A 14844-nucleotide genomic window follows, 5' to 3' on the forward strand; every position below is an offset into this window, starting at 1 on the left:
GTGCAACCGGATGCAACGTAGCGCCGCCTAGCGTCGACGGCATCGCGCGACAGTGTTCGTCGCGCAGCCAGTCGAAGGAGACAGGACTATGACCATCGTTGAAGAAGGCGTCTCGAGCGTCTACGCGGCTCCGGGCCAGCGGGGAGCGCTCGCCGACTATCGCGCACGCTACGGCCACTACATCGGCGGGGAGTTCGTCGAGCCGGTCAAGGGGCAGTACTTCGAGAACATCTCGCCGGTCACGGGCAAGCCGTTCTGCGAGGTCGGACGGGGCACCGTCGAAGACGTCGACCGGGCCGTCGAGGTGGCGTGGAAGGCGTTCGAATCCTGGAAGCGCACCACGCCCGCCGACCGGGCCGTCATCCTCAACAAGATCGCCGACCGCATCGAAGAGAACCTCGAGAAGATCGCCGTCGCCGAGACGTGGGAGAACGGCAAGCCGGTGCGCGAGACGCTCGCCGCCGACATCCCGCTCGCTGTCGACCACTTCCGCTACTTCGCCGGTGTGCTGCGCGCTCAGGAGGGATCGCTCAGCCAGCTCGACGATGACACCGTGGCGTATCACTTCCATGAGCCGCTCGGCGTGGTCGGGCAGATCATCCCGTGGAACTTCCCGATCCTCATGGCGACGTGGAAGCTCGCCCCGGCGCTCGCCGCCGGCAACTGCGTCGTGCTGAAGCCCGCCGAGCAGACCCCGGCGAGCATCCTCTTCCTGTTCGAGATCATCGGCGACCTGCTGCCGGCGGGCGTCGTGAACATCGTCAACGGGTTCGGCATCGAAGCCGGTGCCCCCCTCGCGCAGCACAAGCGCATCCGCAAGGTCGCGTTCACGGGCGAGACCACCACCGGGCGCCTCATCATGCAGTACGCCTCGCAGAACCTCATCCCGGTGACCCTCGAGCTCGGGGGGAAGTCGGCGAACGTCTTCTTCGAGGACGTCGCGCGCGAGACCGACGACGCCTACTACGACAAGGCGCTCGAGGGCTTCACGATGTTCGCGCTGAACCAGGGCGAGGTGTGCACGTGCCCGTCGCGCGGGCTCATCCAGCGATCGATCTACGACCGGTTCCTCGGTGACAGCCTGGAGCGGGTCGGCAAGATCAAGCAGGGCAATCCGCTCGACCCAGACACGATGATCGGCGCCCAGGCGTCGAACGATCAGCTGGAGAAGATCCTCAGCTACATCGACATCGGCAAGGCCGGCGGTGCGAAGCTGCTCACCGGCGGCGAGCGGGTGGACCTCGGCGGCGACCTCAGCGAGGGCTACTACGTGGCGCCGACCGTGTTCGAGGGCACCAACGACATGCGGATCTTCCAGGAGGAGATCTTCGGACCGGTCGTCTCGGTCACGTCCTTCGACGACTTCGACGACGCGATCTCGATCGCCAACGACACCCTCTACGGGCTCGGTGCCGGGGTGTGGAGCCGTTCGGGTGACATCGCCTACAAGGCCGGCCGCGCCATCGAGGCCGGACGCGTCTGGACGAACACCTATCACCAGTACCCCGCCCACGCCGCCTTCGGCGGCTACAAGCAGTCGGGGATCGGCCGCGAGAACCACCTGAAGATGCTCGACCACTATCAGCAGACGAAGAACCTGCTCGTGTCGTACGCCGAAGGCGCGATGGGCTTCTTCTGAGCCACCCTCGCCACCCCCGGGTGTGCCCTGACTCAGGCTGAGCGGGCGGTGCGGGCCGCTTCCGGCCCCGTCCAGCCCCCTGGCCCTGAGTTAGGGCGCACCCATCCCCAACACCCGGCCACCGACGGCCGTGGACCGAGCCCGGCGGCACCTTCCGGTCGTTGACCGAGCCCGGCTCCCCCCGGTCGTTGAGCGAGCCGGAGGCGAGACGAAACGCACGAGAGGACGCACCGATGGATGACACGACGTACAGCCGGGTCGCGGTGACGGATGAGGCCGCCGGGTTGCTGCGCGAGCTCACGACCACCCACGGCCCGCTGATGTTCCACCAGTCGGGTGGATGCTGCGACGGCAGCGCACCCATGTGCTACCCCGTCGGGATGTTCCTGACCGGCCCGTCGGACGTGCATCTCGGCTCGCTCGAGGTCGGCCTGGACGACCCCATCGAGGTCTACATCTCGGAGGCGCAGTTCGAGTACTGGAAGTACACGCACATCACGATCGACGTGGTGCCCGGCCGTGGCGCCGGCTTCAGCGTGGAGGGCCCGACGGGCAAGCGGTTCATCATCCGGTCGCGGATGCTCGACGACGCCGAGCTCACCCACTTCGGATTGGGGCCGGCCGCCGCCGTGTGACCCTCTGTTCGGTCGGCTGTCGACCGAATGACCAAGTTTTTCTGTCGGAGTGTTGACGGAAAAATTCGGCGCTGACACGGTTGCTCTCATGTCGACGGCGACCGGTGTCCACGCCCTGGTGCGACGCACCCACGAGGAGCGCGTTCTCAGCGCGCTCCGCACCCACGGTGCGCTCAGCCGCAACGAGCTTGCGCGGCGCACGGGCCTGTCGCGCACGACGTTGTCGGAGATCGGTTCCGAACTCCTGCGTCGCGGCGCGATCGTCGTCGCCGACACCGACGCGGCGACGCGGTCCGGCAGCGGGCGACCGGCGGAGCGCCTCGCCCTTGACCCCGCCTCCGGTCAATTCCTCGGCGTCGACTTCGGCCACCGCCGGGTGCACGTGGCAGCCGCCGATGCGTCGCACGACGTGATCGCGCAGGCCGTCGACCGGTACCCCGAGGACACGCCCTGGGAGGAGCGGATCGAGCGCGCCTTCGCCCTCATCCAGCGCATGAGCGACGAGACCGGGGTGCACTTCGGCGCGCTGCAGGGCATCGGCATCGGTGTGCCCGGGCCGTACACGAATACCAACGGCGAGGTCCCGGCTGTCAGCTGGAAGAAGCTGCCGGCACCCGTCGGGGTCGACGTCGCCTTCTCGACGAGGTTCGGGGCGCCCGTCGTCGTCGACAACAACACGCGCCTAGCCGCCCTCGCCGAGGCGATCGCCGGCCCCGACGCCGTGGACAATCTCGTGTACCTGCGCCTGTCCGACGGCGTCGGCGGCGGGCTGGTCGTCGCGGGAAGGCTGGTCACCGGATCACGCGGCTTCGCCGGCGAGATCGGCCACATCACCGCCGACCCGCAGGGCATCCCGTGCCGGTGCGGCAAGCGGGGATGCCTCGAGACGGTCGCGTCCGCGTCCGCCATCCTGCGTGCGTGCCGCGACGCGGGAGCCGACGTCGACAGCATCGAGGCGCTGGGCCGCGCCGTCGCCAAGGGCGACCCCGTCGTCGACCGCGTGGTGCGCCAGGTGGGCACGACCATCGGGCACGTGCTCGGCGGTGTCGCGATGACCCTCAATCCGCGGGAGGTGGTCATCGGTGGCGAGATCGTCCACGCCGCCCCCGTGATCATCGAGCAGGCGGCGGCCACCCTGCGCTACGAGGTGTACTCGATCCCCACCGACCAGCCTCACATCGTGCGACCCGGGCAGCTTCGCGACACCGATGGAGCGCTCGGTGCGATCGCCGCGATCTTCCACCAGTCCCCGCTTCTCGCCGGCTATCCCGAGCCGTCGGGCCACTCATCCCCTGTGTCACAGCAAAGGAGCGCACCGTGACCCCTTCTCCCCGACCAGACCGAGGCTCCCGATGGAGGCGATGAAGATGACCGATGCGCAGGAGCAGGCCGCCGACCGCGCCGTCGCCTCCGGCGGCAACGCCACCACCGCGCTCGCGGTGCCCACCGGAGCGGGCCGCCCGCAGCGTCGGCGCCTCGGCAAGCGAACGAAGCTGATCATCCTCAACGCGATCTCGATCGTCGGCGGGATCGGCATCTGGTGGGTTCTGGCCCTCTCGGGATTCCAGCTGCCCACCCCGCCCGAGGTCGTCGAGCGCGCCGCGCAGCTGTGGAGTGCGGGCATCCTCCAGGAGGACATCCTCGCGAGCCTCGGCCGCGTGCTCAGCGGGTTCCTGCTCGGATCGGCGGTCGCGATCCCCGTCGGTTTCCTCATGGGCTGGTACACGGTCGCTCGCGGACTGTTCGAGCCGTGGATCCAGTTCTTCCGCACGATCCCGCCGCTCGCGCTGCTGCCCCTCGTGCTGGTGCTGCTCGGAATCGGCGAGATCCCCAAGATCGTGGTGATCTTCCTCGCCGCGTACCTCGCGTGCGTGATCTCCACGTACCAGGGCGTCGTGAGCGTCGACCGCACGCTCATCAACGCCGCCCGCGTGCTGGGCGCCAAGGACGGCACGATCTTCGCCCGCGTCGTCGTGCCCGCCTCGACCCCGTTCATCCTCGTCGGGATGCGCGTCGGGCTCGGATCCGCCTGGGCGACGCTGGTCGCGGCCGAACTGCTCGCGGCGCAGGCCGGTCTCGGCCGCCGCATGCAGGAGGCGCAGATCTACTACGACCTGGCGACGATCTTCGTCGGCATCGTCGTGATCGGAATCCTCGGCTTGGTGATGGACCGTCTGCTCCTGTTCGCCGAGACGAAGCTGACCGGATGGCAGGAGCGACGATGAGCACGGCAACCACGACCGCCAAGATCTCCGTGAGGGAGGTCAGCAAGACCTTCCCGCTCAAGGGCGAGGACTTCGTCGCCCTCGACCGGGTCAGTCTCGACATCGCCGACAACGAGTTCGTCACGGTCGTCGGACCGTCCGGATGCGGCAAGTCGACTCTCATGAACATCCTCGCCGGGCTCGAGGAGCCGAGCGGCGGTGAGGCCCTGGTCGATGGGCGCTCGGTGTCAGGACCCGGGCCTGAACGCGGGGTGATCTTCCAGCAGTACGCGCTCTTCCCGTGGCTGAGCGTGCGCAAGAACGTCGAGTTCGGCCTGAAGGTCGCGGGCGTTCCGAAGCGGGAGCGCCGCGAGCGGGCCGAGCACTTCATCGAGATGGTCGGCCTGCAGCAGTTCGCGGACGCGCTGCCGAAGATGCTCTCCGGGGGCATGAAGCAGCGCTGCGCCATCGCCCGCGCCTATGCGGTGAACCCGTCGATCCTGCTGATGGATGAGCCGTTCGGCGCGCTCGACGCGCTCACCCGGGTGCGCCTTCAGGAGCAGCTCCTCGACACGTGGAGCAAGGAGAAGCGCACGGTCATGTTCATCACGCACGACGTCGACGAGGCCGTCTTCCTCGCCAACCGCGTCATCGTCATGGCGGCGCGACCCGGACGCCTGTTCGACGTCGTCGACGTCGACCTTCCCTATCCGCGAACCGAAGAGGCGCGCCTGAGCCCGGAGTTCGCCGAGCTGCGCAACCGCGTGTGGCACGCCGTCTACCACCAGACCCCCGGTGAGTCCGGGACCTCGTCGACCGCGACCCGGTCGGCCTGACGATCAAGGAGATCACAGCAATGAGAAAGCACACGACACTCGCGGGCACCGTGGCCCTCGGCGTGACCGCTGCTCTGGCACTGGGCGGATGCGCCTCGGGTTCCACGACCGCCGGCTCTGAGCAGGCGGGGGCCGAAGAAGAGGTCATCAGCGTCAACTTCGGCTACATCCCCGACTTCAACGGCACCAGCCTGCTGGCCATCGCCGACGATCAGGGCTACTGGGAGGATCACGGACTCGAGGTCGAGACACCGTCGTTCACCAACGGTCCCCTGCAGATCCAGGCACTCGGCACCGGCGACTTGGACTTCGGCTACATCGGCCCGGGCGCGTTCTGGCTGCCGGCCAGCGGCGAGGCGAAGATCATCGCGATGAACACCCTGGGCCAGTCCGACCGCGTGGTCGCCCAGCCCGGCATCGACAGCATCGAGGAGCTCGCCGGCAAGACCGTCGCGGTGCCGGAGGGCACCTCGGGCGACATGATCCTCACGCTCGCGCTCGCCGAGGCGGGCATGACCAAGGACGACGTGGAGCTCGTGCCGATGGAGCCGTCGGCGATCGTCGCGGCGCTGTCGTCGGGTCAGGTGGATGCGGCGGGCCTGTGGTACCCCGCGCTCGCGACCGTGAAGGAGCAGGTGCCCGATCTTGTCGAGCTCGCCGAGAACTCCGACTTCGAAGACACCGTGGCCTTCCCGACGGCGTTCGTCGCGGGGAACGACGTGCTGGAGAACGAGCCCGAGAAGGTGGAGCGGGTGCTGCAGGCGCTGCGGGATGCGATGGTCTTCCGCTACGAGAACCCCGAAGAGGCCATCGCGCTGACCGCGGCCTACAACGCGCTCGCCGAAGAGGACGTCGCGGCGGACGCATCCAACAACAAGGTGCTCTCGCTCGAGGAGCTCGACTCGCTCACCCTCGACGGCACGGTCGACTCGTGGCTGAACGGCATGGTCGACTACTTCGTGGAGTCGGGCAAGCTCAGCGAACCGGTCGAGCCGGCGGAGTTCTACACGGGTGAGATGTTCGTCGAGGCGGGCGAGTAAGACGAACATGGCGCCGAGAAACATCCTCTTCCTGATGACCGACCAGCATCGGGCCGACACCCTCGGCTCGTACGGCAACGCCCTCGCGGCGACGCCGGTGCTCGATGAGCTCGCCGCGACCGGCACGCGATTCGACAGCTGGTACACACCCACCGCCATCTGCACCCCCGCGCGGGCGAGCCTGCTCACCGGGCAGGCGCCGTTCCGTCACCGCGTGCTCGCCAACCACGAGCGCAACGTGGGATATCTCGAGGACATCACCCCGGGAACGTTCACGTTCGTGGAGGCGCTGCGCGAGAAGGGGTACAACACCGGTCTCGTCGGCAAGTGGCACGCCGGCACGGAGAAGAACGCCGCGGACTTCGGGTTCGACGGTCCGGATCTTCCCGGGTGGCACAATCCGGTCGACAACGAGGACTATCTCGGCTTCCTGCGTGAGCGGAACCTTCCGCCCTACGCGATCAGCGACCGCATCCGCGGCACGCTGCCCAACGGTGGGCCGGGCAACCTGCTGGCTGCCCGGCTCCACCAGCCGGTGGAGGCGACGTTCGAGTACTACCTCGCGACGCGCACGATCGAGCTGCTCGAACGCTATGCGGCCGACGTCGATCGCGACGGCACGCCGTTCTTCCTCGAGCTGAGCTTCTTCGGCCCGCACCTGCCCTACATCGTGCCCGACGAGTTCTTCGACATGTTCGATCCCGCCGACGTCGAGCTGCCCAAGTCCGTGATCGAGACGTTCGAGGGAAAGCCCCCGGTGCAGCGCAACTACAGCGCCCACTGGACCTTCGACACCATGCCCATCGAGGTCACCCGCAAGCTGATCGCGGTCTACTGGGGATACGTCGCCCTCATCGATCAGCAGATCGGGCGGGTGATGGATGCGCTGCGCCGGCTCGGGCTCGTCGACGACACAGCCGTGTTCTTCACGTGCGACCACGGCGAGTTCACGGGTGCGCACCGCCTGCACGACAAGGGTCCGGCGATGTACGAGGACATCTACCGCACGCCGGGAATCGTGCGCGTGCCGGGGGCGCCCGCGGGTCAGGTGCGCGGGGAGTTCGTCTCGCTCGTCGATGCGACGGCGACGATCCTCGACATCGCCGGCATCGATCCGTCGCCCGCGGTGGACTCGCGCAGTCTGCTCCCGCTGGTGCACGGCGAGAGCCCGGAGTGGCCCGAGGAGATCGTGTGCGAGTTCCACGGACACCACTTCCCCTATCCGCAGCGCATGCTGCGCGAGCGCCGCTACAAGCTCGTCGTGAACCCCGACTCGGTCAATGAGCTCTACGACCTGCAGGTCGACCCCGACGAGTTGATCAACGTGTACGCGCATCCGGAGATGGCGGAGGTGCGCGGGCGCATGATGCGGCGGCTCTATGTCGCGCTGCGCGAGCGGGGCGACAACTTCTACCACTGGATGACGACCATGTACGACGTCGGAGAAGTCGACTACGATCCCACTCAGTCCGGTCTGGATGAGACGACGTACCAGGCGCCGTCGGCGGGGGCCCCCGTCTCGTGACGCGCCCCAACATCTGCGTGATCCTCACTGACGACCACGCAGCACACGCGATCGGCGCGTACGGATCGGTGGTCAACCGCACCCCGCGCATCGACGAGTTGGCCGACCACGGCGTCCGGTTCGACAACTGCTTCGCGACGAACTCGCTGTGCTCGCCGAGTCGAGCGTCCATCCTCACGGGCACCTACAGCCACGTCAACGGGGTGACGACGCTGGTGACGCCGATCGACGCGGGCCAGCCGACCTTCGTGTCGACGCTCAAGGCCGCGGGCTACCGCACCGCCATGGTCGGCAAGTGGCACATGGGCGACGGGGAGGGTCACGATCCGCAGGGCTTCGACTACTGGGATGTGCTCATCGAGCAGGGCGAGTACCACGACCCGCGGTTCCTCAGCGAGGACGGACTGCGGATCGAGCCCGGGTATGCGACCGACGTCATCACCGATCTCGCGCTGGGGTGGCTGGAGTCGCTCGAGGGCGACGCACCGTGGTGCGTGCTCATCTGGCACAAGGCACCTCATCGGCCATGGCAGCCTGCGCCGCGCCACGCTGAGCTCTACAGCGACCCCATCCCGGTCCCGGCGACGTGGGACGACGACTACAGCACCCGCACGTCGTCGGCCCGCCGCGCAGCAATGCGGATAGCCGAGCATCTCAACGCCGAAGACCTGAAGGTCGATCCGCCGGTCGGGATGACCTACGAGGAGGAGGCGCTCTGGAAGTACCAGCGCTACATGGAGGATTACCTCCGCTGCGTCGCGGCGGTGGATGAGAACGTCGGTCGCGTGACCGACTGGCTGCGCGCGCGCGGCGCGTTCGACGACACCGTGATGATGTACGCATCCGACCAGGGATTCTTTCTCGGTGATCACGGTTGGTTCGACAAGCGCCTCATGTACGAGGAGTCGATTCGCATGCCGATGATCCTGAGCTATCCCGCGCGCCTGGCGGCGGGATCGTACGACGGCATCGTCACGAACGTCGATGTCGCGCAGACCCTTCTGGACGCCGCCGGCGTGGCGGCGCCCGAGCGGATGCAGGGACGCAGCTTCCTCGAGCGGATGGCGTCGACCTCCGACCGGCCCGACGGGTTCTACTACCGGTACTGGGAACACGACGACGTGTTCCACCGCGCCCCCGCGCACTACGGATACCGAACGGAGCGCTACAAGATCGTCTACTACTACAACGACGGGCTCGGCCTCGCGGGAACCGGACCGTTCACCTACCCCGGGGAGTGGGAGCTGTTCGACCTCGCCGAAGACCCACAGGAGCTTCGCAACGTCGCCCACGATCAGGCTTACGCAGAGGTCTTTGTCGAGATGAGGAGCCGGTTGCGTCACGGGCAGCGCGCCGTTGCGGATGTCCCCCATCCGTCCGAGCCTTCGCTGTGACGATCGGCTGACGGGGCGCTACCGTGTGGGCAGGGCGGGCACACGGGAACCGGTCGGACTTCCGACGGCGGAGCGGCTGAAGGCGTTCACCGATGCGGTCGTGGCCATCGCCATGACCCTCCTCATCCTGCCGCTCATGGAGAGCGTCAGCGATGCCGGCGCGGGATCCGGCTCCGTGGAGACGTGGCTGCGTGAGGAGTGGTCGGCTCTGGTCACCTTCGCGCTGAGCTTCGTGCTGATCGCGAACTTCTGGATCACGCATCACCGGCTGTTCAAGCGCGTGGACAGCGTCGACTCGTCGCTGCTCTGGCTGTCGGTGGCGTGGATGTTCACGATCGTCTGGCTGCCGGTGGCGACGGCGATAACGACGGCCTTCGACGACGATCCGCTCCAGGAGACCATCTACATCGGGTCTCTCGCGGTGACCTCCATCGTGCTGAACCTGACCCGGGTGTATCTGGCGCGGCATCCGATGCTGCACTCGGAGTCGAAGGACGACCTGCGCCGCGGTCTCGTGACGGGTTGGGTGATTACGGCGCTCTTCCTCGTGGCGCTCGCCGTCGCGCTCGTGGTGCCGGTGATCGGCTACTCCGCCCTGTTCCTGCTCTTCCTCACCCAGCCGATCAGCGCGTTCCTTGTCCGCCGCATCGGCGACGCCTGAGTGATCGGTCTGAGTATGCGCGACGATTTGGTCAGCGCCCTGGCCGCCTGCCTACCGTGGCAGACAGGCAACGGAAGGGAGTGGTGTGTTCCTCACCACCGATGACGGCAACCTCGGCGAGAACGTGACCGAGGTCCTCGAAGAGGGCTGGCGCACCTGGACCGGGTTCGGTATGGCCCTGGCGATCGCGGTCGGCATAGCTATCGGTGTCGCCATCGTGGTGGCGATCATCCTGTCCCTCGTCGGCAGGAGAATGCCGTGGGCTCTTGATCTTCATGCTCGTCTGGCGTGGCCGTTCCGCACGACGCTTCTGATCATCGCCGCCATCGTCGCGTGTATCGCCCTCCCCGGGGACGACCTGCGGCGCGGGGTGCAGCACACGCTCGCCATCGCGTTGATCGCCTCCGCCGCCTGGCTGCTGGCGCAGGTCTTCCTCTTCTTCGTCGACAGCGGCACCAAGCGCTACAAGCTCACCGAGAGCGACAGCTTCTCGGCGCGGAAGGCGCGCACGCAGCTGCAGATCATCCGCCGGCTCGTCGTCGCGGTGATCGTGATCTTCGCGCTGGGCGCCATTCTCATGACCTTCGACGAAGTGCGTGCGGTGGGAGCGAGCGTTCTCGCGTCGGCCGGCGTCGCCTCGATCGTCGCCGGTCTTGCCGCGCAGTCGATCCTCGGCAACCTGTTCGCCGGGGTGCAGCTCGCCTTCAGCGAGGCCATCCGCGTGGGCGACGTCGTCGTCGTGCAGGGCGAGTGGGGCAAGATCCGCGAGATCACCCTCAGCTACGTCGTGCTCGAGGTGTGGGATCAGCGCACCCTCGTGCTGCCGTGCACCTACTTCACCACGACCCCGTTCGAGAACTGGACCAAGCTCGGCAAGGCCCTGCTCGGCACGGTCTACTTCGACCTCGACTGGCGGGTCGACGTCGACGGGATGCGCGCGGAGCTCGATCGCGTGCTCGCCGAGACCGACCTGTGGGACGGAGTCGGCAGCGGCGTGGTCGTCACCGACGCGGTCGGCGGGCTCCTGCAGGTGCGCGTGATGGTCAGCGCCGCCGACTCCGACAAGATGTGGTCGCTGCGCTGCCTCGTGCGCGAGAAGCTCGCTGCGTGGGTGCGGCACGAGAATCCCGGGGCTCTCCCGCTTCAGCGGGTGCGGATGGACGAGCCGCCCGAGCCGATCGGCGTCTCCGCGGAGGAGCGCAATGCGCGTGACGCGTCGCGTCCCGGCGCGGCGCTACCGACCGAACAGCAGGGGTAGGACCCCGGTCAGCACCCACCACCCGAGCACGACGCCGACCAGCGCGATCGTCCACCAGCGCACACCCCGGCTGAGGCGGCGGCCGGGTGCGGCGACGCCGGGCGGAGGGCGCAGCATCCCCGTCGGCGCGTCGAACGGCACGGTCGCGGTCGCGCCGCCGGCGGGATCGTCGAAGCCCGCGGCGACGGTCGCCGGCGCATCGGCCGTGGCCGCACGGCTCTCGGCGCGAAGGCGATCGTCACGCCAGCGCTCCCACTGCGCGAGTTTGTCGAGCGTCGCCGCCACGGCACCGAACATCCACGCCCAGCTGGCCGGGTCGAGGGTCACCGCGTCGCGCTTGGTGTAGAGGAAGAGCCAGTCGTCGACGATCTCGACATCGAGGGCGGCGGCATTGTCGATGAACCGCGCCATGATGTCGGGCGTGAAGAGGTAGAGGGCGTCGGTCTCGTAGGCCTCGGGACAATACAGCGAGAAGTACCGGTCGAAGTCCCCTTCCAGGCTCAGCCGCTGCGATCTGGCGAAGGTGGAGGGCAGGTTCGAGCCGAACAGGCCGTTGTTGCTGGTGGCATCGAGCACGATGTGGGGCAGCGGCACATCGAGCTGCCGAAGGTGCCGAGGAAGACCAGCGTCGTCACCGCGAACACGATGGGCGAGCGTCGAACGACATGCGCCCACGCTACTCACGGTGAGACCTGCACCGCGGCAAGGATTCGGCCGGGGGAGCCCGATCGGCTACCATAGGAGGGTTGTCCGCGTGTTGCACCATGCCGCGCGCCGTGACGACGTGCAACACACCCTCCTGCTGATGGGAAATGCCCGTCAGCCGTTCTAGTCCGAAGGAGGTGGGTAAGTGACGCACCAGTACGAACTCATGGTGATTCTGGACCCCGAGGTCGACGAGCGCCAGGTCGCCCCGAACCTCGACAAGTTCCTGAAGGTCATCACGAACGATGGTGGCTCGATCGACAACGTCGACATCTGGGGCCGCCGCCGTCTGGCCTACGAGATCCAGAAGAAGACCGAGGGCATCTACGCCGTGGTCAACTTCACCGCGTCGAGCGAGGCCACTCAGGAGCTCGATCGTCAGCTGAAGCTCGACGAGCGCATCATGCGCACCAAGGTCCTGCGCGCTGAGGAGGCGATCGCTCTGGTCGCCGCCGAGCAGAAGCGCTCCGAGGAGAAGGCGGCCCGCAAGGCCGCTGCTCCCGCGAAGGCCAAGAAGGACGCGTAAGGCTTATGGCCGGTGAGACCGTCATCACCGTCGTCGGCAACCTGACCGCCGACCCGGAGCTGCGCTACACGCAGAACGGACTTCCCGTCGCGAACTTCACGATCGCGTCGACGCCGCGCACCTTCGACCGCCAGGCGAACGAGTGGAAGGACGGCGAAGCGCTGTTCCTCCGCGCGTCCTGCTGGCGCGACTTCGCCGAGCACGTGGCCGGTTCGATGACCAAGGGCATGCGCGTCATCGCCCAGGGTCGTCTGCGCCAGCGGTCCTACCAGGACCGCGAGGGCAACAACCGCACCGCGATCGAGCTCGAGGTCGATGAGATCGGCCCGTCGCTGCGCTACGCGACCGCCCAGGTCACCCGCACGCAGGGTGGCGGCGGCGGAGGCGGCGGCGGACAGTCCCGTCCGCAGGTGTCGGATGAGCCGTGGTCGACCCCCGGGTCGAACCAGGGCGGCGCCGACGCATGGAGCGCTCCCGGTACCTCGTACGGCGACGACACGCCGTTCTGATCGAGTACCGCAACCTGACTCAGATTCACACGTAAAGGAAAACCATGGCTGGAAAGTCGAGCGGCGACCGCCGCAAGACGCGGAAGGGCGCGAAGAACGCCGCTCCCGCGAAGTCGATCCGCGTGGGCGTCATCGATTACAAGGACGTCGCCACGCTTCGCAAGTTCATCTCCGAGCGCGGCAAGATCCGTGCCCGTCGTATCACCGGTGTCTCGGTGCAGGAGCAGCGTCTGATCGCCAAGGCGATCAAGAACGCGCGCGAAATGGCGCTCCTGCCTTACGCCGGCGCTGGCCGCTAAGGAGCATCCGATGGCAAAGCTGATTCTCACGAGCGAGGTCTCCGGGCTGGGTAGCGCCGGTGACGTTGTCGAGGTCAAGAACGGGTACGCCCGCAACTACCTCATTCCCCAGGGTTTCGCAGTGGCATGGAGCCGCGGTGGCGAGAAGCAGGTCGCGTCGATCCGCGCTGCTCGTGACGCCCGCGCGATCCACGACCACGAAGAGGCCGTGGCGCTGAAGACGGCCCTCGAGGCCGCCACCGTCAAGCTGTCGGTCAAGGCCGGCGCTGAGGGCCGCCTGTTCGGTTCGGTGAAGACCACCGACGTGGCCAACGCCGTGAAGGACGCCGGTCTCGGCGAGCTCGACAAGCGCAAGATTCACATCACGTCGCCGATCAAGTCGGTCGGCGAGCACGAGGCCACGGTTCGTCTGCGTGACGACCTGACCGCCGTGATCGCTCTCCAGGTGGTCGCCGCCAAGTAACGCGCCACAGCGCACACGCGAATGCCGCGGTTCATCACGAACCGCGGCATTCGCGTGTGCGGACTCCGGGATGGCGTCAGCCGCGCGTTCCGGTGAGCGCGAGCACGGCGGCGTCGAAGTCGGCGAGCAGGCGTTGCCGTCGGGTGTCGTCGCACCAGGCCGCTTCGAATCCCGCGCGAGCGATGCGGACGGCCCCGTCGACGTCGACGCCCATCGCGGGCAGCGCCACGGTGTACTCCCGAGCGATGTCGGTGTGGAACAGCGTGGTGTCGTCGGTCGCGAGGGTGACCACCAGCCCCGAACGAATCATCTGCGCGATGCGGTGATTCTCGTCGAAGTCCCACTGCGAGAGCATCCGGGTGGAGTGCGGGGTGCACGTGAAGGCCACACCGGACGCGCGGGCGTAGTCGAGGGTGTCCGGATCGTCGACGACGCGGTAGCCGTGATCGACGCGGTCGACGTGGAGGTGCTCGATCGCCTCATGCACGTGGGATGCCGGAGCCGTCATGGTCTCTCCGACGTGTGCGCTGCGACGCAGCCCGTTCGCTTCGGCCAACGCGTAGGCGGCGCGAAAGCGGAGCGGGTCTTCGGTGAGCTCGGGTGTCAGGTAGTCCTGACCGATGCCGAGCACGGCCGGGTGCGGGTGCGCGAGCATCGTCTGGACCATCTCGACCGCGGTCTGTGCCGGCAGGGAGCGGTTGATGGCGCAGATGATCCCGAAGCCCACACCGTACTCCCGTTCGGCGCGCTCGAAGCCGGAGACCAGGGCTTCGATGAGGTCGGGGTAGGGGATGTCGAGTTCGGCGAAGTTGTCGGGATTGACGAAGTACTCCCGGTACCGCAGATTGCCCGCGCGCACCGCATCCACGACGCTCTCGTAGGCGACCCGTGAGATGGATTCCGTCGTGCGGAGGACCTGCTGCGCGGCGTGGAACACGTCGAGGAAGTCGGGCAGCCCGCGGTACCGCAGCAGGTCGTCCATGTCGGTGGTCCGAAGCGGCACGTCGTGGGCGTCGGCGAGTTCCATCAGCGTCTCGACGCGCATCGTGGCGACGAAATGGCAGTGCAGTTCGGCCTTGGGAAGCAGGCGCAGGAAGTCGTTGTCGTCGAGCATGAGGGGTCGCTTTCCGGGGTCGGGGCGGCTGCTGGG

Annotated in this window: 15 protein-coding genes and 1 pseudogene; 14 read left to right on the forward strand and 2 right to left on the reverse strand. The window is 67.7% G+C overall.

Annotated features, from left to right (window positions below; all coding sequences use genetic code 11):
- Positions 1-88 precede the first annotated feature (88 nt).
- The 10 genes from ACGG9C_RS13845 to ACGG9C_RS13890 all read left to right on the forward strand — a co-directional run bounded on the left by ACGG9C_RS13845 (position 89) and on the right by ACGG9C_RS13890 (position 11192).
- A complete protein-coding gene (locus tag ACGG9C_RS13845) occupies positions 89-1639 on the forward strand; it encodes an aldehyde dehydrogenase family protein (protein ID WP_071044202.1) in 1551 nt (516 codons plus the stop codon).
- A 233-nt stretch (positions 1640-1872) separates the two neighbouring features.
- The gene (locus tag ACGG9C_RS13850; protein WP_194384115.1) at positions 1873-2274 is read left to right on the forward strand and encodes a DUF779 domain-containing protein; all 402 of its coding nucleotides are present in this window, start codon (positions 1873-1875) and stop codon (positions 2272-2274) included.
- An 88-nt stretch (positions 2275-2362) separates the two neighbouring features.
- Entirely contained in the window at positions 2363-3595 is a 1233-nt protein-coding gene (locus ACGG9C_RS13855; protein ID WP_194384114.1) for an ROK family transcriptional regulator, read from the forward strand.
- 46 nt (positions 3596-3641) lie between these two features.
- On the forward strand, positions 3642-4499 hold the full coding sequence (locus ACGG9C_RS13860; protein WP_083336468.1) for an ABC transporter permease: 858 nt from the start codon (positions 3642-3644) through the stop codon (positions 4497-4499).
- Positions 4496-5314, forward strand: a complete 819-nt coding sequence (locus ACGG9C_RS13865; RefSeq protein WP_143003678.1) for an ABC transporter ATP-binding protein — start codon at positions 4496-4498, stop codon at positions 5312-5314. The genes ACGG9C_RS13860 and ACGG9C_RS13865 overlap by 4 nt, the downstream gene beginning before the upstream one ends.
- A gap of 20 nt (positions 5315-5334) precedes the next feature.
- Positions 5335-6354 (forward strand): aliphatic sulfonate ABC transporter substrate-binding protein, encoded by a 1020-nt coding sequence (locus ACGG9C_RS13870; RefSeq protein ID WP_071044198.1) that lies wholly within the window; start codon positions 5335-5337, stop codon positions 6352-6354.
- A gap of 7 nt (positions 6355-6361) precedes the next feature.
- Positions 6362-7879 (forward strand): sulfatase-like hydrolase/transferase, encoded by a 1518-nt coding sequence (locus ACGG9C_RS13875; RefSeq protein ID WP_194384113.1) that lies wholly within the window; start codon positions 6362-6364, stop codon positions 7877-7879.
- A gap of 17 nt (positions 7880-7896) precedes the next feature.
- Positions 7897-9273, forward strand: coding sequence for a sulfatase (locus ACGG9C_RS13880; protein ID WP_237673313.1), 1377 nt, complete (start codon positions 7897-7899; stop codon positions 9271-9273).
- Between the two features lie 25 nt (positions 9274-9298).
- Positions 9299-9934 carry a TMEM175 family protein gene (locus tag ACGG9C_RS13885; RefSeq protein ID WP_390178736.1) on the forward strand — a complete coding sequence of 212 codons (636 nt, stop codon included), beginning with the start codon at positions 9299-9301 and terminating at the stop codon, positions 9932-9934.
- Positions 9935-10019: 85 nt separating this feature from the next.
- Entirely contained in the window at positions 10020-11192 is a 1173-nt protein-coding gene (locus ACGG9C_RS13890) for a mechanosensitive ion channel family protein (RefSeq protein ID WP_194384111.1), read from the forward strand.
- Here ACGG9C_RS13890 and ACGG9C_RS13895 read toward each other — a convergent pair.
- Positions 11169-11795: pseudogene (locus tag ACGG9C_RS13895) on the reverse strand (hypothetical protein); the annotation flags it as partial. The gene ACGG9C_RS13890 and the pseudogene ACGG9C_RS13895 sit on opposite strands and share 24 nt — an antisense overlap.
- A gap of 247 nt (positions 11796-12042) precedes the next feature.
- On the opposite strand from ACGG9C_RS13895, the gene rpsF reads away from it, so the two are divergent.
- From rpsF to rplI, 4 genes are read left to right on the forward strand one after another with little or no spacing between them, the layout of a single operon-like run.
- A complete protein-coding gene (gene rpsF, locus ACGG9C_RS13900) occupies positions 12043-12423 on the forward strand; it encodes a 30S ribosomal protein S6 (protein WP_071044193.1) in 381 nt (126 codons plus the stop codon).
- 5 nt (positions 12424-12428) lie between these two features.
- Entirely contained in the window at positions 12429-12932 is a 504-nt protein-coding gene (locus tag ACGG9C_RS13905; RefSeq protein ID WP_194384110.1) for a single-stranded DNA-binding protein, read from the forward strand.
- A 44-nt stretch (positions 12933-12976) separates the two neighbouring features.
- Positions 12977-13231 carry a 30S ribosomal protein S18 gene (rpsR, locus tag ACGG9C_RS13910; protein WP_071044191.1) on the forward strand — a complete coding sequence of 85 codons (255 nt, stop codon included), beginning with the start codon at positions 12977-12979 and terminating at the stop codon, positions 13229-13231.
- A gap of 10 nt (positions 13232-13241) precedes the next feature.
- A complete protein-coding gene (gene rplI / locus ACGG9C_RS13915) occupies positions 13242-13694 on the forward strand; it encodes a 50S ribosomal protein L9 (protein ID WP_194384109.1) in 453 nt (150 codons plus the stop codon).
- A 76-nt stretch (positions 13695-13770) separates the two neighbouring features.
- Here rplI and add read toward each other — a convergent pair whose 3' ends face one another.
- Complete coding sequence (add, locus tag ACGG9C_RS13920) at positions 13771-14808, reverse strand: adenosine deaminase (RefSeq protein ID WP_194384108.1); 1038 nt, start codon at positions 14806-14808, stop codon at positions 13771-13773.
- Positions 14809-14844 lie beyond the last annotated feature (36 nt).

The sequence above is a fragment of the Microbacterium sp. MTN4-26 genome, from assembly GCF_042846595.1.
GTDB classification, from domain to species: domain Bacteria; phylum Actinomycetota; class Actinomycetes; order Actinomycetales; family Microbacteriaceae; genus Microbacterium; species Microbacterium luteum.

Coding starts and splice junctions, on each gene's coding strand:
- ACGG9C_RS13860 (WP_083336468.1), top strand. CDS start 3,642: ATGACCGATGCGCAGGAGCAGGCCGCCGACCGCGCCGTCGCCTCCGGC.
- ACGG9C_RS13845 (WP_071044202.1), top strand. CDS start 89: ATGACCATCGTTGAAGAAGGCGTCTCGAGCGTCTACGCGGCTCCGGGC.
- rpsR (WP_071044191.1), top strand. CDS start 12,977: ATGGCTGGAAAGTCGAGCGGCGACCGCCGCAAGACGCGGAAGGGCGCG.
- add (WP_194384108.1), bottom strand. CDS start 14,808: ATGCTCGACGACAACGACTTCCTGCGCCTGCTTCCCAAGGCCGAACTG.
- ACGG9C_RS13850 (WP_194384115.1), top strand. CDS start 1,873: ATGGATGACACGACGTACAGCCGGGTCGCGGTGACGGATGAGGCCGCC.
- ACGG9C_RS13855 (WP_194384114.1), top strand. CDS start 2,363: ATGTCGACGGCGACCGGTGTCCACGCCCTGGTGCGACGCACCCACGAG.
- ACGG9C_RS13865 (WP_143003678.1), top strand. CDS start 4,496: ATGAGCACGGCAACCACGACCGCCAAGATCTCCGTGAGGGAGGTCAGC.
- ACGG9C_RS13875 (WP_194384113.1), top strand. CDS start 6,362: ATGGCGCCGAGAAACATCCTCTTCCTGATGACCGACCAGCATCGGGCC.
- ACGG9C_RS13905 (WP_194384110.1), top strand. CDS start 12,429: ATGGCCGGTGAGACCGTCATCACCGTCGTCGGCAACCTGACCGCCGAC.
- ACGG9C_RS13870 (WP_071044198.1), top strand. CDS start 5,335: ATGAGAAAGCACACGACACTCGCGGGCACCGTGGCCCTCGGCGTGACC.
- rplI (WP_194384109.1), top strand. CDS start 13,242: ATGGCAAAGCTGATTCTCACGAGCGAGGTCTCCGGGCTGGGTAGCGCC.